We start from the raw sequence: 23,954 nt of genomic DNA, 5'->3' as shown, positions 1-23,954 counted from the left end.
TTTTGTTCAGCCGCCCTGTTCGCCGGAATCGATGCTGTCTGCCAGCTTGCTGTCGTCTGGACGCGGTTTGGGTACGGGAGCCACAAGCGGCGTCACCTTATCCGGAAGGCCATCGGTCGCTTCCGTGTCCATTACGGATTTCGGTGCGTCCTCGCAAAAGGCTGAAGATGTGGTTGCCGCCAAGATGGCGAGCGCAATTGCGCGAGCGAAGGGTCATGAAGCGTTCTCTTTCGACTAGGATCTGCTACTCGTTGTGCCGTGGCCTCCGGCAGCTACGGGGCAAGAGCCTTCGGCGTCTATTCAGCCATGCCGTCGATCGCACCAAACGGAAATGCCCTGACTTGATTTTCGTAGTACCACGTTTCGAAGTCTATCGTCAGGTCTGTCAGCAAATCCGCGAAATCTTTGTGCAGTACACACCCGTCATCGAACCGCTATAACTCGGTCAGCTTATCTCGACGTTACCGAGAACCTGAAAGGCATGGAGATCGCCACCGATATCGCTAGAAATCCGTGTGGAGATCAAAGCGGTTGCAGGTCTCAATGCCTCTGCTGGCATCTCATATAGGCCCTGCGCGTCAAGAAATTCCACGGGCTTGGCTTGCCACGGCCAAGCGGATGAAACGGCCTGGCATTGAAACGGGCCTGGATCCCGCGGCATCGGTGAGCGGCAAGTCAAAGCCAACCGCATCCGAAAATTTGTCGGTGCCGAAGATACGTTTGCCGAGGACATCAAACCCCACAGCTAGAACTCAGACTATGATCGCTGAACGAGGTCGAAGACTACTTAAAAGAGGCCTACTGCCCCACCGCTTCTAGTTTGAAGGCGCGTCGTCTGGTTGAGGGCAAAGGTTCACCACAAAACTCACCACTTTCGCAGAAGACATTTCGCAGGGTTTCAGGGTGGGACGCCTCCTTGAGGCGAGATAGAAGTTGAACGACACAACGTCGTTACCAGAGAGCTGCTCGGCGTAAAGCCAGATGCGCCTTTGATCGTCGGATCGGCGCACCGTAACACCCCACCGATCGCCTTCGAATTGCACCTTGCAGAAACCCGAAGGTAGACGGGCTAGACACCGCTGGAATTCTTGCAAGTCTTCGCGAAAACGCACACTAGAACTCGTCGTCGTCATCCAGGGTACCTGGGAGTTTTGCCCAATCCTTTACAGGCATCTTCCCTGTTTGGCTAAACGTCACAACGAAGTGCCCGTCGACATCCTCTATGATCTGCGGAGCGTCTTTCGAAGCGTCCAACAGATCTGTCGGGTCGCTTTCCGCTTGCTGCCGAGTCCACACGTTATTCATACGAGCAGGTACCTTCAAAGCCCTTAGAGCAAAATATTTTGACGCCAGCTCAATTGTACTGTTTTCTGCCGACGACGGCAAATCGATCTTTGGAAAGACGATGCTACAACAGGATGACAAATCCAACAGGCGGATGCTGCTCCTGGACACGACGATCCTCAGCGCTCGTGCAAGGAGACATCCACCTGACGGCTTGAGAGACTGGCTTGCGGAAGCCTCCGACGTCGCCCACCTGTGCATATGCTTTCCAGTTCTAATGGAGATAAAGCGTGGTCTTTATCTTTCAAGAGATGAGGTCACAAAAGCTCGTGTGCTACGAGCAATAGAGGACATTGAACAATCGGATTTTTTCTATTTGGTATTGGGTCGCGAAACGGAAGACATACTTGCGCAGATGATGGCGTCGCCGGATCTTCGGAAATTCTGGTATCCCAACCCGAAACAGAGGAACCAAAGGGTGAGTCATGATCTCATGATTGCCGCGGTGGCCATCACCTACCAAACTCCAATAGTCACGACAGATAACGATTTCGCCCAGATCGATCGGCATTTCAAGTTGCCCGGAGCCTACAATCCTTTGGCCGACGTCTGGTTGGTCGAGCCGACGATACCGATCGTCCTGCCGAAACCCAGCTCAGCGGCTTCCTACCCCTCCTCCCAATAGGTCAATGTCGACGCGGCCGACCGAAGGCAATCTGACTGCACTGCCCGCCAGAAAAGCGCCGCGTTTGCCGAGAGGATGTCTGGACAGACCGTACGTTTTCCCAACGCTGAAATATCCTGCAGACACTTTGTTTACCGTGCCTCTTTCCATCCTCTCAACCCGCCTTTGATATCGCAGGTTGAACCACGGGAAGCGCGGAATGATAGCCTACGACAAACACGACATCGAAGACGTCCTGAAAGACGCAGCCAAGACGATCACAGACTCGATGCGCGTCATTGCCGATAGCTATCTGAAGGCCGCCGACGCTGCCGCTGCGTTGCGAAAGATTCACGGGTGGAACGACCTTCTTCCACTCCTGGCCTCCCGCACGAACATTGAGACCGAAGACCTTGTTGTCCTCCAAGGCGTCGCAGCGGCATTCGAGGGTCACCGGAACGCAGCTAGAGAAGCTGCGTTGTCGATAGACGTCATGAAGCAGCTATCTCAAGCCTCGGACGTGGTCCGTATCGAAGCATTCGACCTCATCAGCCGAGGCCGCACGCTGAAGAGCTCGGATTTGTCGAACATCGTAGGGAAGCAAGACCGCGCTTCGCCCTCCGAGCGAGCCGAACGACGACGGGCGGATTATCTTGAGGCGCGTGCGTGGAGAAACATCGAGTCCTCAGTCGATGACCTACAATATCTGGTCGATCGGCTCGTACACCTTCTGCACGGCTTTGTTCTAGATTTCGTAGAACCGGACGATGGGTCGTCGGAATCAAATCCCGCAGCAGATCCACGATTTCAAAAAGCTGGCCAAGCGATACGCGCGGTCGCATTGGAAGCGGCCTTGAAGCTAGAAACCTTGTTCTGCGTAGATGCAGACGCGGCGACGTTGTACGACGAACAGAATGCCAAACTGAGCGCAACGCGACAGACTTTGAGAGCCCTCGCCACGCTTGACACAGACACCCTCAGCGGAGCCGACTTCACAGCAATCCAGACAGATCTGGAATACCTGACCTCGGAGAGTTTCGTTGAGGGATCGCCGCATGTAACGAGGGATCGTCCAGAGGCTCCATTGAAGGTATTGGAATTGTGCGCCGGTGCGGGCGGTTCGTCGCTGGGCTTGATGGCCGCAGGATTCGAACATGTCTCCTTGATCGAGCGGAAGCGAAAGGCCGCCGCCACGCTTAAGACAAACTGGCCGACGTGGCCGGTCAAACAGCGAAACGCCAAATCCCTGAGCGACGACTTTCTGGCGAAATTTCGCGGCATCGATCTCCTCGCCGCCGGCCTTCCCTGTGGACCCGGAGAGTCACGGACCGACGCAGAAGACCTCTGGCCGGAAATGGCGCGGATAATCCAAGGCATCCGACCGAGATCATTCCTGCTCGAGCATGACGCCGGCCAGCGGCAGGACACTGACCACTTGGAGCGGGGTCGCAACCTAGCTAGGTTGCGTGACCTTCAGTACGAAGTGTTGGAGTTCAACCTCGACCCAATGGATTTTGGCATTCCGTCGTCGAGACGGCGCTATTTCGTGGTTGGAATCCTATCCGAGATTTCTGGAGTATTCGTGGTTCCAGCCGTTAAAGGAGGTGACGAACTGGCGCTGAAACGTGCGACCGCAGTGTCTTATATGATGACCCCGCACGAAAGTCCTGCCGTTGCGCAGTCGGCGATGCCCAGTGCTATCGGACCTCTTACTCAACAGCAGGGTTACGACAGGTGGGCAAAGCATTGGCGGTCCGTCCGCCGTCCGGGCTTTCTGCCCGGCACTCTTGCCAAGGAAGAGAAAAAGCAACCTGAGGCGTGGACGAAGGCAGGGTTTCTCGTTTCGGAAGTGGTGGACGATCCACCTGCAGTTTCGGACGTAGTCTCTGTAGACTTCCTCCCCAAGATGACGTTCGACGTGCTTGCTGCTGCCCAGGGCTTTCCGCCCGGCTGGAAGTTCCAATCAAAAAAGGCAGGCAAGTTGGACATGATCCAGGCCGCGCTTCCGCCGGTGGTGGCTAAAATGGTCGGGCTTGCCATCTGCTCGGCGCTGACGGGTCGGAAGTTCAACCTGGAAGAGGAGTTGAACACCCCCATTGTGGATGTGTCACTGTTGGGCATTGGACCAAGGCGCAGCCCGCCACTTCGAAAAACTCGCGGCTTTGCCGGCACCGAGCTATTCCATCAGATCGATCGGCTGCTCGATGGGGAGCAGATCGGCGTCGTGGAACCGAACCGCACACGGTGGGACAAGGTCCTGAAGCCCCTCCTCCAGGATATAAGGACCGCCCAGGCTGACGCCTTACGGAGAGGAACTGCCGCGATAAAAAATCGATTCCTCCCTTAGACCATACTTGCCAAGTTTCTGGCTGGGTATGGGTTGGAGGCAAAGGTCTCGCACGATGTCGTTGATCCCAACGAGATCCTCTTGAACAAGTCGCGCGACCTGTTCTCCATCGACAAAAACCGAGTAATGCGAGGTGCCCCTTCTCACCGGAATATGGACTTCGCGGCCTTTTATGTCGGTAAACCTCAAATGCTCGATGGGCGAACCTGGATATTCGTATTCCTGAGAAATCTCGATATCAGCCCACCGCTCAACTTGCAGATAGATGTCCCCGAACTTAGGGTTGGCGATGCAGTGCCTGGAATGCATGATAGGCGGAATCACCCCGTTGTAATCTAGGACGAACGAGATCCAGTCGAACATTTTCTCGCCAGTTCCTCTTATGCGGTGAGTAGCGATATCTATATCTTTCCAGGTGACCCATCCGGTGTTGCCCAGTTCTCTGCGCGCGAAGACGTCGACCTGAAGCTCGGCGTGCTCCCAAGACGCTTCGGTGAGGCCGGTCTCTTTCTCATTCGCGAAGTAGATCTTGATTGGAGAACGGTCGCCGCCGCTTCTGGAAGGTATGAATTCGATGAAGAACCGATCCTTCGGATAGTCCTTCTTTGCTCTGGGCTTCAGCTTCATTTCGGCGAGACGGTCGCCAAGATGGTGACGGATTTCGGCAAGCCTGTTGGCGACGTAGCGCGACATCGATTTCTCCCATGTTTCTTCAGAGAAGGATTCGATCCCGCCACGCAAGCCACAACCGCGGTTTATAATTGTTGACAATATTGCCAGACAGTAACATGACGCATTAAGTTCATAATTGTTGACAATTTCTGGACTTAATCTTTCGTCGCGCGCGCGATTATTTAATATTAAGTAAGGTGCGGCGTCAATTCTCAGAAGTTTACTTATTTTTTACTATCGACTCCTCGCCGATGGTCCATTACCAGAATCGCTCAATTCATCAGCCAACAGCGGGCCACCACGATGACAAGTCTTCGAATAGGACACATACGAATAGGCTGAAGCCTCGTGAGCAGCGCCATTGCAGCTTTCCTCATGTCCGAAGACTGCCCCCCTTTAGCATTGCATAAAATTCGGCGGAAACTTCCGTAAGGAGAAACTTGCGGCGGCCGGTGACAGCGTGCCCACCGTCTCATAGAAATTTCTGGTCGTCGCTGGCAGCAGTGAAGCGGAAAACGACAGAACCTCGGGTGGATATTCCTCGGTTCCCGGTCAGTTTTCCGACGCTGAAAGCGATGGCTTCCCGACCAAGGCTCGCACAGGGCCTCGGGCGGGGATGCCCCAGCAAATGCGCAGGGGAAGTTCCAGATCACCAACCGGAGGATTCGCTGCGTCGCGGACGCGGGCGGCGAAGCCTTGTCAAAGGAGAAAACAGAAATGGCATTCGTTCACCCCCCTCACCTCGTAGCAGTCGATGAAAAGTCCCACGACGTCGACGCCGTCTATTTCGCTCTGTCGCGCTGCGGCCTCGACGAAGACTCCTTCGACGCGCTCTTCCAATTCGTCGTGCTCGCCTCCGAGGGTACGGACGCGGTGCGAGCCTTCGCGCTGTACTGCAGATCCGTCCGTCTGGAGAATAAGCTGCGGAAACATATGAAGCGGAACCAGCTAGCGTTGGTGACGCTGACGACGATGTTCGATGTTCTTGAGGAATACTCGGATGCCGCGTGCCTCGCACAGAAGGTAGACCATCACAGCTTAGCGGCAATCGACGCCTCGGTCTCGGCAGCCTCGCGTGAGAAGGCCCGACAGCATTCTCGCTACGACATGGAAGACGGCGCGGCCGGCTGATTCAAAAAGGCCACGAGGCTGACGATCCGGAATGGGTATCCGAAAGAATTTTCATTGGTAAGCAGAGGAATACGTGATGATTGCAGAACTGATTGAATCTTTGCATCTCCGCGAGCAGGGATACGACCTCTTCGGTCGCGAGGTCGACCAGCGTTCCCATTTCGCAATCTCGACTGCTCCTGCCAAGCCAGGAGACTGGGAAATATGACGCGAGCATCGGAACATGGCGCGGCGCGCCGCCCCAGCGGGCAGAGACTGATCGCGATGTCGCTCCGAAGGCTCGTCGCAGCGAGCGCGAGGAGGAGGATGAATTCGACTATGATGACGAGCATCAGATGACATTGGCATCAAGCCGGGTCGCCATGCTCGATCGGGAGACCAACACGTATCATCGCATGGAAAGCGGCCTCGAGGCCGACCTCGTGACGATCCTTCTCGTTCGCGGCGATACCAGACGCATCAAGGCGCAGGACGGTCCGCATAGCTTCCTCGTTGAGGGCAAGAGGCACCAGCATACGATCGACGTTCTCCGTGAAGCCTGCGACGGATCGACTACACGCTACGCGGTAAAGCCTAGCGGACGCACGGCGAAGCGCACTCGTGGCGAGATGCAACTTCTCAATAACCAACTTGCCAAGAATAGCCGCGACCGGTTCGTTTTGGTCACGGACGAGGAGATCACGAAAGGCCGCGTTAACCTGGCGCGGAACATTCTCCACACGCGCAGGGTGCTCAATGACTCCGATACCTTGCGGGTGCATGAAGCACTAATGGGCATGGGCGGCGCAGCCCGTGTCTGGCAACTCTCCGAAGGCCTACCCGACCTGTACCTCTCGGCAGTCTGCACGGCTGTCTGCGACCTCGTCGACAAGGGACTCATCACCTACGCTCACCCGAAACCCGAGGACGTCGTCTTCTCCTTGGCGTCGTGGGTTCGTGCCGTCGATCAAGGAATCGAACTATGACAGCCGCCCCCTCAACAAAGCAGTTCTCCCTTTTCGGTATCGGGCCCGAGGACCGGATCCGGTTCGACAATCGCTACTGGTGTCTAAAGTCTCGAAGGAAGCACGAAGGCGGGGATCTGGAAGCGGAAGTGTGGGAACACGGCTACATCTTCGTTACGTGCGATGATCTCGATCCCCCCAAGACTGAGGTCAGAACCTTCGAGCAAATCGACGAGATGCATCGATGGCGACATCTGGAGCAGGAAAAAGGATGGTTCAGCACCCGCAATGCCATCTACAGGCAGAAGCTAGCCGTGCGGATCTTCGACCTGCCTTCGGAGACTATCTTCCGCGCCCGCATGGTCGCGGAGTTTCTCGAGCTGGAAATCGATCGATACGAATCCGGCGCATTCGTTACCCGATCCGATTCCGGTTATGAGGCGTTCATCAAAGATTTCGTGAAGGAAAACGAACACCTCATCCCAACAAAAAAAGGCAAGCGCGAGGTCATCCCTGGACCTCGCCAATTCGGCCGATTGGTCAAGAGGTATGAAGAAAACAACTACGACCCGCAGTCGCTTCTTCCTCGCCACCGCGGAGGCGTCGGGAGGAAGACGGACTTCTCCCCGGAGGAGCTCGGCTTCCATGTAGAATTCGCGACGGCGTACCAGTCACGAGACCGGCCGACAAAAATCGACTGCTACGCGCAGATGGGAGAGGCCAACCAGAAGCGAAAGGCAGGCGGGGACAGCGCGATGAGAGTTCCTTCCCTACGGACGTTCCAACGCATCATCGACGGCCTTGGCGACTACAAGAACGAGGTGACCAGGGCGGGCGACCCGTCGAGGGTAACTCGCAAATATTCGATCTCCCGCCGTGGCTATCAGCCGCAGAGACCACTCGAATTCGTGGAGATGGACGAGCACAAGTTCGACGTTATCCGGATGCTTGTGAAAACCGGCATGTGGGAAATGCTGCACCCCGAAGTCCGTGAAAAAATCGAGAACAAGATGGGCTCGACTAACGACGGGCGCGTCTGGCTTTCCGTCGCTTTGGATGCATATTCAAGGTCGGTCTGCGGGGCCAAGCTTCTATGGGGCGCTCCGGACGGCGCATCTGCGGTCGCGACCCTGGCGATGGTCGCAAGGTCCAAACAGCTTGAAACCAGACTTTACGGCACCATGACCCAATGGCCGCAGGGTGGCACAGCCGAATACATCCACGTAGACGCAGGTTCAAGCTACACCTCCCACGAGTTTCAGCAGGCGGCCCTCTCCTACACCGGACATGTCTCGGTACCCGCCTCCAAACACCCGCACCTGCGAGGCCGGGTTGAACGGTTTTTTCGAACGCTGAACCAACGTTACATTCACCTGCTATCAGGTCAGACTTTCAGCAACGTTCTCCTCCGCGATCGGTATGACGCCCAAAAACACCGTCATATGACGGATGAACAACTCGCAGAATTTCTCGTCCTGCTCATCGTGGACTGCTACCACAACACGCCACATCGTGCTCTCAAAGGTCTCACGCCGTTGCAAATGTGGTACCATGGGACTCAAAAGGGCAAGGGAACGGTGGCGGGCTACCCTGATCCTCGTACCTATGCGGAAGCGTTCAGCGTCATCAAAACTTACAAGGTCGGCAAGGACGGCATCTCTATCCTGGGCCTTCCATATTCTAACGAATGGCTCCAGTCCCGACGGGAGACCCGTTACGACCTCGAGCTGTCGGTCAAGATCAACGAAATTGATATTTCACGCATCCTCGTCAAGGATCCCTTCTCTCAGGAATGGTTCGAAGTGGCTTGCGCGTTTGACGGGCTGGAGAATTTTCGGGCGTTGGACTGGATGGAACAGCTCAAGTACTTGAAGAAGCGCTTCGGCACCTCTTCCACCATTAGCGTTGAAGTTGCACGCTCTGGCCTGTCCCGCGCTCGCGACCTGGCCCAGTCGAGCAAGGCGTCAGCCGGGATCGGCGCGCCCACGATGACGAGCGCAACGCTCGAATATTGGGAGAAGGAGCTGGTCGGCAGCTTCAAGATCGCGAGGGAGGCGTCCACCGACTACGGCGACAGCAAGGTGCTGGAGAACTTCCACACGCTTGATCGACCGGATCCATTTGCCCCGGCAACGTCGGATACACACGATGTGCGCGATATCGGTGGCAATCCCGAGAGTGAAGTCTTGCCGCCGGCCTCGGCGCCCTCCCCCCGTCCTTCAGCGAAGCCAGTGCAAAAGGAGACGCCGCCAACGCTGACACCGGACCTCCATCATCCGCTGCCGCGCCGAAAGTCTGGCATCAGGATCGAAAGAACGAAAAAGGACGAAAAATGACGGACACGTCTGCAGAACTTGAGATGCTCGCGCACATTCGCGCGACCGTCTCCCCTGACACGGAGTATCGATCTCGGCTCCTTGACGATCTAAAGTCGATCCACATCGTCACGCCAGATGACGACAAGATTGAGGCTGAACTCGACCTGCTTGTCGCCAGCATCCTAGCTGGAAGCTCCGTTGCGTACGCCCTTACGATCACTGGCAAAAGCGGGGCTGGCAAGTCGGCCAGCCTCAACCGGTGCCTTAACGCTCACCCGTCCTTCGCCCCGTTTGAAGGCCGATATAATCGCCTGTCGCTCAGCCTCCGTGCAACCACGCCGCCCAGCACCACATTAAAGACCCTCGGGAAGGAGCTCCTTCAAGTAAGCGGATATGAAGCGGCCCTAGCCGGCGATGAAGACGACAACTGGCGCACTTTGATCCGGCGCATGAAAATCATGCAGACGAAGGTCCTCGTGCTCGACGAATTCCAGCATGTGCTGGATGCACCGACCAGCAAGAAGTACATGCACCTTAGCAACAGCATCAAGAACCTCACGCAGGAAGCGGGCTGGCCGATCTGGCTCATCATTTGCGGGATTCCGGAGATCAGGGACTTTATCTCGCGCGACCTTAGCGGGCAATTGGACAGGCGGGCGCCGATCATCGAATTCGAAAATCTGGCTGACGTTGCGGAAGACAGAGACCGGGTCGAAGACACGATCTATGTGCTCGCGGAGAGCTGCAAGCTGGAGCTTGGCTTTGCCTTGACGGGGGATTTCGTACTGCGTCTGATGCATGGCGGGATCTGGCGGTTCGGAACCACGGTACACATCATCAAGAACGCCATCGAAAAAGCTCTCTGGGACAAGAACTGGTCGCGTACGGGAGGAGGCTTGCTCACGGCCGAGCATTTCGCGCAAGGCTATCGACGGCTGGCGCGCAACTGCCCGGACGAAACCAACGTGTTAGATCTCAGAAACAAGGACTGGCATCTCATTCAGCGTGAAGTCGACGGCTCCGGTCAACTTGCCGATCCGGCATCCAGGCGGGGGCGAAGGAGCAGCAGCAAATGAGCGGACTATACAAAGTGCCGTTTCTTCCCGAAGAACCCCTTACAAGCTTTCTGTCGCGGGTGTCTCACGCCAATGGCGCAGGGAACGTCCGCATTTTCTGCAGAGACATGGGCTTGAACAGATCGGCTTTGAACGGCGGGAGCACGGATGAGATCAAACGTCTTTCGTACATCCTGGATATTCCGTTCAAGCAACTGTTCGACCGCGCTATCGTCGTCGACTCCTCGGGCGGGGCCGTCATCCAAGGATCGGCATTTCCAAAGCGTATGCTTCGCAGATCAAAGCTCCGTTTTTGTCCCCACTGCATCGTTGACGACGACCGCGATGAAAGCCGGATGCCGCGCGCGCGCCGCTATGCTCGTCTTCATTGGATGTTTCCTCAAGTACCCACCTGCCCCGAGCATTCTGCGTCCATTGTCGAAACCGACGGCGACGCCCGGTTTCGATATGATATCATCACCCAGTTGGATATGATATCATATCAGTTCCCCGAATGGCTCGACGCGAGTAGACCCCGGCTTGCTACTCCTTTCGAGAAGTATGTCCGCGACCGCCTTGCTGGCGTATTAGGCCACGGCGACTTCCTCGACGGCCTCAGTCTCGCGGCGGGGATGTCTTCATGCGAGTTGTTCGGGGTGGCCCAGGCATTTGGCAGGGAAGCGAAAGCCAGTGAACTGTCCGACGAAGACATGCATGCCGCGCGGAATTACGGCTTCGAAAGCCTGCTCGAAGGAAATTCCGGGTTCTCATCTCTCCTCGACCGAATCCGGTCAACGGAACAGCGAGCAAACATCAGAGGCGGCCAGGCTCTATATGGAAAGCTGTACCTTTCATTGAACGAAAACTACGAGCTCCCCGAGTATGACCTTCTTCGGAGCAAGATCCGAACACTCACCCTCGAGCGAGTACCAATGCTGAACGGGACGGAGTTCTTCGGGCGTGTTACCGACAGCCCTTGGACATCGGTCGGCGCTATTGCGGAAACTACCGGCTACGCCGACCAGACGCTGCGCCGAATCCTCGTGCACCTCGGCCACATCGACGGCGTGCGTCAGGCGAAAGGCGACCAATTCGTCAAGGTCGCAGCAGCGGAAGAGGTGATTGCCAAGATGCGCGACATGGCCACACGCGAAGAAGCTGCCTCGATCCTAGGGCTGCCGACCATGACGCTAAAGCGCATGGTCGATGACCAAATGATCTTGCCGATGTTCAAGGACAACGGCGCCACCGGCCGGGACTATCGCCTCCTTGATCGCTACTCGCGAACAGAGGTCGCTGCCTTCCGGGACAGACTTCTCGAGCGCGCGCGTCCGTCCTTCCCAAGTGAGTGGATCAATCTGACCAAGGCGGCGAGAAAGGTCGGCCTACGATTGGTCGACGTCCTCACAATGGTGTTGGACGGACGCCTTCAGAACATTGGAAAATCGGTCAACGAGGAAGGCATCTCGGGTCTCCGGTTCGATTGGCATGAAATCGAGGCGTTCATCGAGAAGCCCGCAGAAGTAATCATCGAGCGAGCGGAGGTGTGCAAACGGCTCCTACTTCAAGCCGAAGCCTTCGCGTTTCTGGTTCGATCCGGCCACCTCAAGGCCGAGCAACGGCATCTCCGGATTGCCCGTGCGCCGACCTGGGTTATGACCGCAGCGGATTTCACCGAGTTCGATGCCACGTATGTAACCTTCGCGCGCCTTTCGAAGGAGCTGGGCGTCGGCGTCAGAGGGCTTGGACGCATACTTGGCGAGAGAGGTGCACAGCTAGCCTTCCCCATGGAGAGCGTGAAGCAGGGGATCGTCGAGCGGCGTCACCTGATCACAGGTGATCGCACAGTGGCACGTGATGAAATCTCAGCGGTTACCGGCCAAAGCGAAGGCCCGGCAACGCGGATTCGCTAACATAGGTCGGCATGAAGGTGCTACGTTGCCGTACGTCCGGAAGGCGGCACAACATGCTGCCGAAGGTGTTTTGAGTGTGGCCGGAGCCATACTCCGGAAGAACAAAATACGCATGAACGTTCATCGTCACGCCTTTGATCTTCATTTCCATTACCTCGCGAGAAGCAACCGCGCATCGAACTTCAATCCGTGAAGGAGCATACATTTCAATTGACCGAGCGACGAGCGTATCGATCGTCTCGAAATCTGTGGCGAGTGCGGTAGAGATGTATGTGACGTCAGTCTCCAGTCTTTGGCGCTTTCGAAATTCTTTTTCGATGTAGGCTGCTGTAGCTCCTGGCCGTCGACCTTCGACCAGTTTTATCCAGGCGCAATGGTATCCCACGATGCCGTCACGTCCGCCTAATCTGTCGACCAACGGTCCAGCGAATTCGTCGAAATCGTGTGATAGTCCGACCACGCGAGCTGTTTCATCGCTTTCGAGAACCTTGACCTCTAACGCACTCTTCCTGCCGAGATATTCCAATGCTCCCACCAGGTTGTCTCGACCTGAGCGAAACTCGATCAACGTTCTCAACGCCTGCCACTCTTCGACGGAATACTTGTCCCACCGTTGCTGCATATGAAGCATCATTCCACCGCCTCCATCGCGACCGCTATCAACTCTCGTACCGTTGACGGAGGCGTCTCTCGAAGACGCTCCTCGAAATCGCACCAGTCTCTGATAAGCACGCAGCCTTCAAAGATGTCGTCTTCGTTGCCGACTTCGAAAATCAGTGTTCTCCCATCGGCGGCGAGAAAGAAACGATCTTCGTCAGCAGGTAGTTTTGCAATGACGCCATTTACAAAATCTGGTGCGGGTTGGAATGATCGCACCATTCCTCTCGATATCTCGCGGGCTCGTTCCAAGGTATCCGAAATTCGTTCACTCCGAGACGATCTGTACCAAGCAAGTTCCAAATGCCAAAGAGCGAGCTCCTTGTTGCGCGCGCTCTGGGGCCCGGCTGTAAGAAGGCCGACTTTCTGGAAGAGTGTGTCACTCGTTGCATCAAAAGGCCGCGCCTGAACCAGCAGAGAATCTGGTTTGTAGCTCGACACGCTTTTCGTCAGGTACTTCTCGCGCTCATAGGTGTGCACGATGAGTTCAAGCCTGTAGGGTTCGCCGTCGCGCTGCCAGTCCCGCTGATAGTCGAAGTCTAGTTTGATCTCCGGAGTCCATTTCTGCTCATCGCTAAACTTCACCTGCAGAAAGCGAGTGACCTCAGGGGTGTTGATTACAACGTCATCGACGAACGCAAATGCACCTTGGGTGAGGAAGACAGTTGATGGATGGTGGCACTGGGTGTCGGGCTCCAAGGGCTCCCGTTCGGCCCAGGCGTAGGCATAATTGACGACCTCAACAAGACAGTTGAACAGTTCGAATCTGAAACCCTTGTCGTTCGATCGACCGCCGGTAATTTTCTGACGGAGCCGGGTAGCTGCGGGCTCACCGAGGAGCTCCCTTACATAATCTTCGGTATCCATCGACGCCTCGCTGCAGACTAAGTCCGCCGACGTCTATCGGTTATCAATTAATAAATCGAAGCCGCGCGGAGGCATTGTCGCGAGGTGCGGGAAGTTATCCGTGAGGTCGGCGTGAACAGAAACAGGATCGCTCGTCTTTCTGAAGCGTGTCATCGAAATGTTCATCCGCAAGCAACGCCACGTTCCATAGAACACGAAACCTCGTCGTCGAAATAGTTAAACCGTTACAGTGACTTGAGCAATCCGGTCAAAATCACATGGCTGTGGCGACAAAATGGATTGGCCGGACGCCGAGGCAAGTTGTTGAAATCCCACAATCTGCTGCGACATAATCATTGGCTGTCTACAGTGTAGCGCGACACTAGGTTTGCCATTGCGTCACCAAGATGACATTGGCTCTTCCATTTTGGGCGATCGTCAATAGTTACCCGACCACCGCTGTGGTCGGGTAATATCCACCTAATGCCCCCGGTAACTGCGGTTAGCTCGCGTCTGCAGGCTACTGGAAACAAGCATGGTTGTAGGGATCTACTGTGTTTGTCATTAGATCGTCCTGACGTCATTAATCAGTGATTTAGAGCTCGTTGTAATAGCTATCCGATCGCTTTGGCGATCGGGTAGCACTCAACTGAAACGTAGATCTAGGTGGCCAGCCGCTTCGAACTCTGCGCTTCCCGGGCACTTCGGTGTCCGGGAAATGCCTGAAGGAACAAAACAGGAATCAACTACGACAGGAGAAAGGGCATGGCAGACGCAGTAATTGCAAACTGGGACGGGCACGACTACCAGGCTCGGTTCTTCTGGATCCACGCTTCAGGGCTCCGTGATCCTGAAAAGCCTCACATCGTCGAGGTCTCCTATGAGGCTGACGGACCAAAGGGATTCGACGATGTCGTCGTGCGCTACAGCCCCGGTCAGGCTAACCGTCGTTCGTTCATGGTGGAGACTGCACATCACCAGGTGAAGTTCCACGTCAACCTGGCTGGTCGCTTCGGCTTCAAGGATCTGGTCGAGCCCGAATTTATTGGAGCTACATCATTCTCAATCCTTCAACGTCTCAAAGAGGCCGTCGGGAAAGCACCGCCACGTTCGACGTTTACCCTTGTCACGACAGACCGCGTTCGTGACGATGATCCTCTCTCCAAGCTTCTAAAGACAGCCGACAAGTCTCTTGATATCGAAAAGCTCGCAGTCGGGAAGACTGAGAGAAGCGAGATGGGAGAAGTCCGCGCGCTCTGGCGCAAGCATCTCGCGCTCGACACCGACGAAGAGCTGTTCACCATTCTCGACACCTTCCATATCATGGAGGGCTATCACTCTCTGCAGGACATGCGGGAGAACGTAGATCTGCGCTTCCAGATCGTGGGCCTTGTCAGCGGAGGGAATAGCCTCGAGTTCAAGTTCGACGGCGCGGCTAGGGCCCTGAAGGCAACCGAACGCAACATTCTGACCCGTGAAGCATTCGAGGAGCTCTGCCTCGAGCAAGGGTGGATCAAGTCGACCCAGACAGAGGAGCGGAAAAACATATCCATCCGCTCCTTTGGAGACGGGCCGACCGACTACCTTGACGCGGCTCCGGAAAACACGCTGTCGCTCCTTCATCTATTCGGCGTCCGGCATCTTCAGGCGGGCGCGGACTGGAACACGGATGTCCGCCCGGCGATCGAGGACTTCCTCATCCGGGTGCGTCAGACGGACAAGGACATCCGGCTTTTCCTCGACAGCCATTCGTCCATCGCGTTCCTCGCGGGCGCAATGCTCGGCTTCAAGACGACCACACATGTGGAGCTGAACCAGAAGGGTCGAGGGCCGACCTCGATTTGGCGGTCGGACGACGGCAAGACCGGGCAACCGGCAGCCACCAATGTGACGAGGGTCGGCGATGGCGAAGACATTGGCATCGTGGTGAGTCTCACCAGGGATGCCTTCGACGATGTTCAGGATTATCTGAAGCGAACTATTCCAAGCGTGGGACGAGTCCTTCACATCGTCGCCGCGAATGGCCCGAGCCCGAAATCACTGGCGGGTGGTGAGCACGCTGCCGACCTTGCAGATCAGGTCGCCGCCGCGGTCAAAGCTCTGCGTCCCGCCTTCGGAGCCAGACGGCACTTCTTCATCTCTGCCCCGAACGCCTTCACCTTCTTTGTGGGCCAGCATCGGGATTCAATGGGCCCTGTCACCTTATACGAATTCGACTTCAAGGGTGCCGTGGATGGAAGCTACCACCCCTCATTCAGGATTGGCTGAGTATGGAACTGAAATCTCAATTCGACGCGTTCCTGCGTGAGATCCGACCGACGGACCGGCAAAAGGAAGACTGGAGGACCGGATCGAACACACTTCGGTCGCGGCTTGCCGAGGACAAGGAGCTGTCTCCGAACGTCGTCGCCACCTTCCTGCAGGGAAGTGTTCGCCGCTCGACCGCGATCCGTCCGACCGGAGACAAGCGGCCCGACGTGGATGTCGTTGTCGTGACCGACATCGACTATCACAAGACAACGCCGCAGCAGGCGATGGACAAGTTCATCCCTTTTCTCGAGCGCCACTATCCGGGCAAATGGCGGCCGCAGGGCCGTTCCTTTGGAATCGAGATGTCCTACGTCGATATCGATCTGGTCATCACCGCGCTCCCGACAGATCCCGCTTCGCGCCAGGCGATGGAGCGCTTGTATCGATCGAATTCGGTGCTCACGACCAGCACGCTCGAGGACGATATGACCTGGCGACTGAATGAACGGTGGCAACCCACACCGTTCGGCCGGCAGCCGCTTCAGCTTGATGACGAGCCTTCAGGAAACTGGCGGCCGAACCCACTGTTCCTTCCGGACCGGGACGCTGGCGACTGGGGGCGAACGCATCCTCTCTCCCAGATCCAATGGACTGCCGCAAAGAATCGGGCGTGCAATGGCCACTACGTCAAGCTTGTCAGGGCAACGAAGTGGTGGCGACAACAGAACGTTTCTTCCTTGCCCAACTATCCGAAGGGGTACCCTCTCGAGCATATGATCGGGCACGTCTTGAACGACGGCACGGCCTCAATGGCTTCCGGCTTCGTACAGATCATGGAGACAATGCGCGAGACATGGCGCTACAACGCGGCCCTGGGAAGCGTTCCGGTGCTCGCCGATCACGGTGTTCCTGAACACAACGTGCTCAAGCGGCTTTCGGTGGAAGACTTCCAGTCCTTCTACGCGGCAATATCGACGACCGCGGATCGGGCACGCGAGGCGCTGGAATCGGACGACGCTCATAAGAGTGGCAAGCTGTGGCAGAAGCTGTTCGGAGCGAAGTTCCCGCTGCCGGGGCCGAATGGCGGAGACCGGAAAGCGGGCTTCTTCGTTCAACCAACCCAGCCTGCCGAGCCCAGAAGGACTGATCGATTCGCGTGAGGCAACAGTCGTCGTTCGTACCTGAAATTCTTGCGTCTGCCGCCGCCCAGATTGCCAGTCGCCCGAGGATTCTGTCCGTCGGGAGCTGGAAATCAACGCGCGGCGGCCAATGGTCGCTCCCGTTCCGCGCATCCCTGTCAGAACCTGCGACGGCTTCCATCTCCGAAGAGACCGAGTGGTATCTGGTGTTCGAGGCGGCGAATTCCTCCTTCACCATCTTCCCCTCAAAGTCCGGCGGTATCATCTCGACCTTCCAGCATCAGAGCTTCAATGACAGAGGTCCCGCTGATATCCTTTGGCGCGCGGGCAACCCCTGCCTTCACCGCCCTACAGCCGCCTTTGGCAGGGTCTCGTGGAACGGACAGCCTGATGCGATCGACGAGAAGATCGTGTGGTACGTCGAGCGCCTCCTGTTGTGGATCGACGCGGCCGCCGCGAACGAGCTGGTAGTTCCCGGAGAACCGTTCGAGCTACCCTCCGGGCCGGGACAGGCGAGTTTCCCGGTGATCGGATTCGTCGGCACCGAGGACGACCTCTCCTTCTGGCCCGCGCAGGCTAGGAAATGGGGATGGGCGGACCTCGCGAAAATCCCGAGGGCGGTGGAGACCTACGCCGTTCAGGTCTTCCGCGACAGCAATCTGGAAGAGATATTTCCGGTGACCTGGGGATCTTTCGTGTCCTCGGCCAAACCGTCAGCGACGGCGCTGTGGATTGCGCTCGACCGTCTCCCAGTCCTTGCTCCGTGGCAACTTCCGCGAACGTGGGCAGCGCTTTCCAAATGCCTCGCCGAGGCGGGTGTCGATCTGCCGGGCATCCTCGCATGCGCAGGGGCGGATCGGCGGCGGGGCGATAAGAATAACAGTGTCCTGACCCTGCTTCTCGGCTTTCCTCTTTCGGGGACATTGGGCGAGCGCCCGTCCCGTTTTCATTGGATTGCGCTCAGCGGCCTTGAGCTTTCCGGGCGGGGAACGCAGAAGAACGGCTTCCGTCCTGTCGAAAGCGCTTGGCAGCTCATCGACCACTCCTGGGCGAAGTCGGGCACCACCCTTAACTGGCTCCGATCAGCGAATTGGGAGCCTCGCGAACTGAGAACGCGCTCGGGTTCGGGCCAAACGATCCCATCAGCAAGCGTGCTGCTCATAGGTGCCGGATCACTCGGAAGCGTACTCGCTGAAAACCTGGTCCGCATGGGCATCACGGACATGGGGATCCTGGATCCGGATCGCCTGGATGTTGGTAATCTGACCCGACATGCGCTCGGTGTCGACGCGGTCGGCCACAACAAGGCCAATGCCCTTGCAAGCGCACTGAACATGATCATGCCCGATGCCACCGTCATCGGCTTACCGTCGAGCTTTCCGCCCTCTGAAAATTCGATCGCGGATCAGATCCGCTCGTTCGATGTCGTCGTGGACTGCACCGGTGCCGACTCTGTTCTGGATTTGATGGCGGAATTCGACTGGGGCGGCGAGAAAGCCTTCATCAGTCTCGCCATGACGTGGCGCGCGGAAGGCCTGCTTGTCTATACCGCTTCGGAAACGGCTTTCCCGGCAATCGACGCGAAGGAGAGGTTCCTGGAATTCGACATCCCGCCTACCGACCTCGACGATGCACGGATGGAGGGGATTGGCTGCTGGCACCCGGTATTTCCGGCGACCGCTGCCGACGTCAGGCTCTGGAGCGCGATCGGCTCAAAGGCCGTTCTGAAAGCAATTGAATCGCCGGGAAGAAGATGCGACTATTTCCGCCAGTCGGCAGACGGAACGGTGGAGAAGGTCAATAGCTGAGGAGATCGCCATGACCTTCGAAGACTTGACGGCGAGCGTTGCAGTCAGACTTACTGCGCCAGCCTTCGAAGTCATCCGAAAGCAGGCGTTGGGTTCGGGGAACAAAGAGACCGGCGGAATTCTGATCGGGAGCTACCAGGATGATGGCAACGTCGCCCTCGTGACCAGCGCAACGGAGCGTCCGAGCGACTCCATTTCGGGCAAGATATGGTTTCAACGTGGTGTGAGGGGACTGAAGGAATTGCTCCGCGATCGATGGCGGCGTGGAGAGCATTACCTGGGCGAATGGCATTCCCATCCGGGCGGCCCTCCCGATCCAAGCGGGAGTGATTTTCGAGAGATGAGATCCATCTCCATCGACAGCAGCTACCGCTGTAAGAGGCCGCTACTGATAATCGCAGGTACGTCGGAAGAAGCCATCGAATTGTCCGTCAGCGTGATCGACGGCGGAAGGCTCGTGCGGCTTAAAAGTTCACCGACATCCAGCAACGATGCCGCCGCATAAGGAGCCGCTAGTGTCATCGGACGGAAGGATTACAGCTCGCTTTATCCCGTGATAAGATCGATCGTCACCGGAGACCTTCACATACCGAGCGCAACGTCCGTACGACACTAATCCGCATAGTCGAAATGCATCGGTTCCCCGTTCCAAGGGTAGAACAGGTGCCTGCCGTCCCAATAAGTCACCTCTCCATTTTCGACGGTTCGCCTCGCACGCCATACCAGTTCACCAGTCAGGCGGCTGATCGTGGATCCATCAAGCAACGGAACCTCATGAGCCTCTATCGAGCTACCTCTCGCGCGTAGCGGCCTTACACGGTGTTCACCACTGGGACTTCCGCATCCACGGCGGCATCCTAGCCCGCTACAAAAAGAAGCAACACTATTACGATCGCGTGTCGGACGTTACTAAAATCGATCCCGTAGTGCTCAAACGGCACGACCTCGTCAAGATCGGAGGCACGTTTACCGTCTTCGACATGACTTTCGACGTCAACGACATCTGGGCAAAGTCTGCGCGTGCCTGCCCCTGCTGCATCCGAGAAGACATCGAACGCGGTAGCGGGCGAATGGAGGCGAGACCACGGCTCAGGTTCGGCTGGATGCTTCGCACGCTAGGGCGTTGCCCGACCCACAAGGTGCCCTTCGTCCAAATTGGACCTGATTATGATAGCGTCACATATGGTGACTTTGCGGGGACACTCGCCAGTCACCAGCAGGCTTGGAAAATCGAAGGTCATCGCAAAAACGCCGACGAGAGCAACACTCTTGGTGACGCTCGTGCGGGGATCGTGGATGCCCTTGTACAATCGGATGCCTACTTCCAAGACAGGATCGCTGCAACCGCAGTCGGCTCACGCGTCACCTATTCGGACAATGAGGAGCTCGGAACCGACGAGCGACCGCAGATGCTCAACTCGATTCCTATTACGGCAGCACTACTGGTCACGGAAGTAATTGGCGGGATGGAACTGTTCGGAGACGATTACAGCCGAGGCGCGGCCACAGGCGAGGAACGTCAGGCCGCAGTCTCCGCTGGCTATCAAATCACCAGTCGTGGTTACGACGGCTTGTCCGAGTTCCTCGAGAAGCGAGATCAGATCCACTGGAAGGGAACCCGTCGCGGCAACATCAGGGGCCTTTACGGTCGTTTTCAGGAATTCCTGTTGAGCCGTGTGGACACCGAAGCATACGACAACTTGAGACGCTTCGTCGCGAAGCATGCGTATTCCAACCACACTCTCGGTCCGGAGGACACCTTCATCGGATTAAGTCTTCCGAGACGTCTACATAGTATCAGGACGGCTGAAGTGACCCATGGCATCCATCGTTTCACACTCAGAAGCATTTTAGATTCGGCCGGAATGTTACCGCAAGGAGCAAATGGACAGACTGATGGGCGAGTTGTCGTTGCTGCCGATGTTTTCGGCAAGCTCATCTCGGATTGGAGAGAACGCCTCCCTGCCGAAGAGGCTAAAGCACGGTTCAATATCAGCGGAAGTGCGCTGAAGGGGATCATTCGCCAAGGCCTCATCGTTGAGATTGACGACGATCCTCGTCGGCGAAGCAGGATGGGGCAAAGATCCTTCAAATTGTTTGAGGATTTCCTGAAGAGCTTGCCCGCCGGAATTCCAGATCCAGGGATGAGAAGTCTCACGGACATGACCCGCAGGGTTGGTCGAACCTACGGCGAGATCGTGAATTTGATGGTGCGCAAAAAAATCAAGAACGTAGTTCGCGCCGCTGATCCGGAAGAACCTTGGGGGTTTGAACATATTTTTGTTGATCCGTTGGAGGTCAAGGAAGCCTTTCAGGTTGCCGTCCCACCGGGGATCACGTTGCAATACGCAGAGCGAACGATCCGGACCACCACGAAGACTGTGAAACGCCTTGTTGCTTCGGGCCTGCTCAAAACCGTGAGTGCCCGCAACCCGAGCAAGCGCAAGCTTCAAACATATATTCTGCCGTCAGATCTTGAGGAATTCCAGCAAACTTACATCTTCCTTTTTGAATACTCAAAGGGACGATGCCACCCCGTGTTGATGAAAAAGCGGTTGAGCAGTTCTGAGATCTATCCCGTCTTCGAGGAAGAAGGCGCGGCAACATTTTACAGGCGAGGTGAGCTGCCGCGAGACATTTGAAAAGAGCAACACGCAGTAAATAGGACCCGCTTCGGCGGGTTTTTCTTTGCTTAGATTTCGGGGCTGTACTTCAGTAATATAAAAATGTGACTCAGCAGTTGGGAAGAATGTGACATGAACGAAAAACCCGCGACTTATTACCCTTGTTTTTGTTGATTAATTCTTCTTTGAAACCGTGTTTTATGACATTTCAGTAGAGTCTATCCACATGTCATAGTGACAGAAACATAAGACAACGCCGCCCGAAGTCTTCGGGCGGCGTTTCTCGTTTCAGAGATCGGCTTTCCACTCACGGAACCATCCGGTATCGATCTCGCTTACCCCACCACTGAAGTTCCAGAGGAAGGCAGCAATCCAGTGGCCAGAGCCAGAATACGCGTCATCGATCTAGAAACGGGCGGCAACGGCCCGAATGATGTTTGCGAGATTGGCTGGCAGGATGTGGTTCTGAATGAGGACGGCAAGTGGGACGTCATCGAGGAGCGCGGAGCCCTCTTCGTCAATCCTGGCCGCCCAATCTCACCAGACACCATGGCCATTCATCACATTCTCGATTCCCATGTCGCAGATGCACCGTATTGGAAAGAAATCGCATCGACCGTTCTTCGCCCACCCGTCCAGATTGATGCCTTGGCCGCGCACCGGGCAGCGTTTGAGCAAAGGTACTGCACGCCGCGGTTTACGGGCGGCACGCCATGGATCTGCACATGGAAATGCGCCCTGCGCGTCTGGCCGCAACTACCCCGGTTTTCCAACCAGATGCTGCGCTATCAGCGAATGCCGGATGGGTTGGTACATGAAACCGGATTGCCCGCGCACAGAGCCATGCCAGACGCCTATGTCAGCGCCCATCACCTCCGCGATATGTTGAACGAGACATCGCTTGAGGATTGCCTGGCGTGGAGCAAAGAGCCGGGCCTCCTGCCGCGCGTGCCTGCCGGACCAGAACGAGGCAAGTCGTGGGATCGTCTTGGCATTGAGATGCTCAACACATTGGCGGCGGATAGGGATGCCGACATACGCTTCAGCGCGCAGACAGAACTCGCCCGTCGGCATCAGGACAAACCGTCGGAAGCCACTGAGCCAGCCCAAAGAACGCTCGGGTTCGAATGAGCGACACATATCCCAACACACCCGATGGCCGCTACTTCGTCGTCAGGGGCAGGCTCTGGCGTCGTAGCAATCCAGACCTTGACGAGATCACACGAACGGCGCTGGTGCAGGAGTTGATGGCCGCGCGGAGGGCTGTTCGGAAAGCGAAAACACCGTCAGCCGAGATGGCGCAAGCCCGCAAACAAGTGGATGCAGCCAAGGTCGCACTCGGTGAACGGGGTACCGTCTGGTGGGATGATGGCGCGCCGGATTTCAATCGATATCTCGCCAAGAACACGCCATACGCGGCGTGGTTTGCGTCATTGGATGAGACATAACCTGCCACAATCGCCTCATAGTGCCACGAAAACGTCAAACTTCATTCAGCACCGGTTCACGACAAGGAACGCTAAATTACGCCACCCTAAACGGAGTGATGTGAGATGCGCAAAATAATCCTAAGCGCGGGAATAGTTCTAGCCAGTCTGGTCGCCAATGTCGCGAATGCGATGCCATCGGCCCAGCCATCCGTCCCAACGGCATCCCTTGTGCAGAAGGTCGATTACGCGTGCGGACGCGGTTTTCATCTGTCTCCACGCGGTTATTGCCGTCCAAACGGCCCACCACGCGAGTATCGTGATCGGTGGGACAGACGTGATCGCTGGGAAGCCAGACGTGAGTGGCGCGAAAGACAGGAACGTCGTGAATGGCGCGCCCGCCGCGATTTCTACGATCAACGCGATTGGCGTGGACCGCGTGACTATCGCTGGTAACCCTTTTGGCCTTAGCCGGGAACCCGGAGCCCTTTGATCCCGTTACCTCTTCATACAACAAGGAGAAAACCAATGGATCATACAAACCACGTTCGCCTGTCGACAGCAGAGTTGACCTCGGAAATTCTGGAGGGTGCAACCGTTTACGGCGCGGATGACCATAAGGTTGGCAAGGTGGATCATGTCCATGGTGCAGGCGCTGGCGGCCAGGTCATCATCGATGTCGGCGGCTTCCTCGGAATTGGCGCAAAGCCAGTGGCAGTATCCATCAGCGATCTCGACTTCATGCGCGATGAAGACGGCGATGTGCACGCCGTAACATCCTGGACGAAAGATCAGCTCAAAGAAATGCCAGAACATCATCACTAAATGAGCAAGGGCCCGGTTGAAAAACCGGGCCCTTCTTTTGTGGTAAAGCC

Annotated in this window: 20 protein-coding genes and 1 pseudogene; 17 read left to right on the top strand and 4 right to left on the bottom strand. The window is 56.6% G+C overall.

What is annotated here, in order from left to right; all coding sequences use genetic code 11:
• Nucleotides 1-6: 6 nt before the first annotated feature.
• Complete coding sequence (locus IFT53_RS23955) at nt 7-132, bottom strand: hypothetical protein (protein WP_274604070.1); 126 nt, start codon at nt 130-132, stop codon at nt 7-9.
• Between the two features lie 105 nt (nt 133-237).
• Between IFT53_RS23955 and IFT53_RS23715 the strand changes: the two are divergent.
• From IFT53_RS23715 to IFT53_RS09315, 3 genes and pseudogenes are all read left to right on the top strand, one after another.
• Nucleotides 238-734 (top strand): annotated as a pseudogene (locus IFT53_RS23715) (Y-family DNA polymerase); the annotation flags it as partial.
• Between the two features lie 671 nt (nt 735-1,405).
• Nucleotides 1,406-1,969 carry a type II toxin-antitoxin system VapC family toxin gene (locus IFT53_RS09320; RefSeq protein ID WP_192063929.1) on the top strand — a complete coding sequence of 188 codons (564 nt, stop codon included), beginning with the start codon at nt 1,406-1,408 and terminating at the stop codon, nt 1,967-1,969.
• A gap of 199 nt (nt 1,970-2,168) precedes the next feature.
• The gene (locus tag IFT53_RS09315; protein ID WP_192063930.1) at nt 2,169-4,295 is read left to right on the top strand and encodes a DNA cytosine methyltransferase; all 2,127 of its coding nucleotides are present in this window, start codon (nt 2,169-2,171) and stop codon (nt 4,293-4,295) included.
• Here the strand turns inward: IFT53_RS09315 and IFT53_RS09310 are convergent.
• Complete coding sequence (locus IFT53_RS09310; protein ID WP_192063931.1) at nt 4,251-4,988, bottom strand: hypothetical protein; 738 nt, start codon at nt 4,986-4,988, stop codon at nt 4,251-4,253. The two genes, IFT53_RS09315 and IFT53_RS09310, sit on opposite strands and share 45 nt — an antisense overlap.
• A 696-nt stretch (nt 4,989-5,684) precedes the next feature.
• Here IFT53_RS09310 and IFT53_RS09305 point away from each other — a divergent pair.
• From IFT53_RS09305 to IFT53_RS09285, 5 genes are all read left to right on the top strand, one after another.
• Nucleotides 5,685-6,098, top strand: a complete 414-nt coding sequence (locus IFT53_RS09305; RefSeq protein ID WP_192063932.1) for a hypothetical protein — start codon at nt 5,685-5,687, stop codon at nt 6,096-6,098.
• 92 nt (nt 6,099-6,190) lie between these two features.
• Nucleotides 6,191-7,063 carry a hypothetical protein gene (locus IFT53_RS09300; protein WP_244656241.1) on the top strand — a complete coding sequence of 291 codons (873 nt, stop codon included), beginning with the start codon at nt 6,191-6,193 and terminating at the stop codon, nt 7,061-7,063.
• Complete coding sequence (locus tag IFT53_RS09295; RefSeq protein ID WP_192063933.1) at nt 7,060-9,378, top strand: DDE-type integrase/transposase/recombinase; 2,319 nt, start codon at nt 7,060-7,062, stop codon at nt 9,376-9,378. The genes IFT53_RS09300 and IFT53_RS09295 overlap by 4 nt, the downstream gene beginning before the upstream one ends.
• Complete coding sequence (locus IFT53_RS09290) at nt 9,375-10,436, top strand: TniB family NTP-binding protein (RefSeq protein WP_192063934.1); 1,062 nt, start codon at nt 9,375-9,377, stop codon at nt 10,434-10,436. Before IFT53_RS09295 ends, IFT53_RS09290 begins: the two co-directional genes overlap by 4 nt.
• Nucleotides 10,433-12,328, top strand: a complete 1,896-nt coding sequence (locus IFT53_RS09285; RefSeq protein ID WP_192063935.1) for a TniQ family protein — start codon at nt 10,433-10,435, stop codon at nt 12,326-12,328. The genes IFT53_RS09290 and IFT53_RS09285 overlap by 4 nt, the downstream gene beginning before the upstream one ends.
• Here the strand turns inward: IFT53_RS09285 and IFT53_RS09280 are convergent.
• Nucleotides 12,288-12,962: a hypothetical protein gene (locus IFT53_RS09280; RefSeq protein WP_192063936.1), complete on the bottom strand. Its 675-nt coding sequence runs from the start codon at nt 12,960-12,962 to the stop codon at nt 12,288-12,290. The genes IFT53_RS09285 and IFT53_RS09280 overlap by 41 nt on opposite strands.
• The gene (locus IFT53_RS09275) at nt 12,959-13,852 is read right to left on the bottom strand and encodes a hypothetical protein (RefSeq protein WP_192063937.1); all 894 of its coding nucleotides are present in this window, start codon (nt 13,850-13,852) and stop codon (nt 12,959-12,961) included. The genes IFT53_RS09280 and IFT53_RS09275 overlap by 4 nt, the downstream gene beginning before the upstream one ends.
• Nucleotides 13,853-14,596: 744 nt before the next feature.
• Between IFT53_RS09275 and IFT53_RS09270 the strand changes: the two genes are divergently transcribed.
• The 9 genes from IFT53_RS09270 (at nt 14,597) to IFT53_RS09230 (ending at nt 23,904) form a co-directional block, all read left to right on the top strand.
• Nucleotides 14,597-16,099, top strand: a complete 1,503-nt coding sequence (locus IFT53_RS09270; protein ID WP_192063938.1) for an SAVED domain-containing protein — start codon at nt 14,597-14,599, stop codon at nt 16,097-16,099.
• Nucleotides 16,100-16,101: 2 nt separating this feature from the next.
• A complete protein-coding gene (locus IFT53_RS09265) occupies nt 16,102-17,241 on the top strand; it encodes an SMODS domain-containing nucleotidyltransferase (protein WP_192063939.1) in 1,140 nt (379 codons plus the stop codon).
• A complete protein-coding gene (locus IFT53_RS09260) occupies nt 17,238-19,028 on the top strand; it encodes a ThiF family adenylyltransferase (protein WP_192063940.1) in 1,791 nt (596 codons plus the stop codon). The genes IFT53_RS09265 and IFT53_RS09260 overlap by 4 nt, the downstream gene beginning before the upstream one ends.
• Nucleotides 19,029-19,038: 10 nt before the next feature.
• Nucleotides 19,039-19,533, top strand: coding sequence for a Mov34/MPN/PAD-1 family protein (locus IFT53_RS09255; protein ID WP_197980172.1), 495 nt, complete (start codon nt 19,039-19,041; stop codon nt 19,531-19,533).
• 247 nt (nt 19,534-19,780) lie between these two features.
• Nucleotides 19,781-21,670 (top strand): TniQ family protein, encoded by a 1,890-nt coding sequence (locus IFT53_RS09250; protein ID WP_192064454.1) that lies wholly within the window; start codon nt 19,781-19,783, stop codon nt 21,668-21,670.
• Between the two features lie 357 nt (nt 21,671-22,027).
• On the top strand, nt 22,028-22,783 hold the full coding sequence (locus IFT53_RS09245) for an exonuclease domain-containing protein (protein ID WP_192063941.1): 756 nt from the start codon (nt 22,028-22,030) through the stop codon (nt 22,781-22,783).
• A complete protein-coding gene (locus tag IFT53_RS09240) occupies nt 22,780-23,100 on the top strand; it encodes a hypothetical protein (RefSeq protein WP_192063942.1) in 321 nt (106 codons plus the stop codon). Before IFT53_RS09245 ends, IFT53_RS09240 begins: the two co-directional genes overlap by 4 nt.
• 105 nt (nt 23,101-23,205) lie before the next feature.
• Entirely contained in the window at nt 23,206-23,535 is a 330-nt protein-coding gene (locus IFT53_RS09235) for a GCG_CRPN prefix-to-repeats domain-containing protein (protein ID WP_082249954.1), read from the top strand.
• 72 nt (nt 23,536-23,607) lie between these two features.
• A complete protein-coding gene (locus IFT53_RS09230; protein WP_192063943.1) occupies nt 23,608-23,904 on the top strand; it encodes a PRC-barrel domain-containing protein in 297 nt (98 codons plus the stop codon).
• Nucleotides 23,905-23,954 lie beyond the last annotated feature (50 nt).

Origin of the sequence: Rhizobium sp. CFBP 13644 (genome assembly GCF_014842165.1) — a bacterium.
In the GTDB taxonomy this organism is placed as follows: domain Bacteria; phylum Pseudomonadota; class Alphaproteobacteria; order Rhizobiales; family Rhizobiaceae; genus Agrobacterium; species Agrobacterium tumefaciens_C.
The sequence above is the reverse complement of the archived record's forward strand: the minus strand, read 5'-3'. Positions and strand labels throughout refer to the sequence as shown.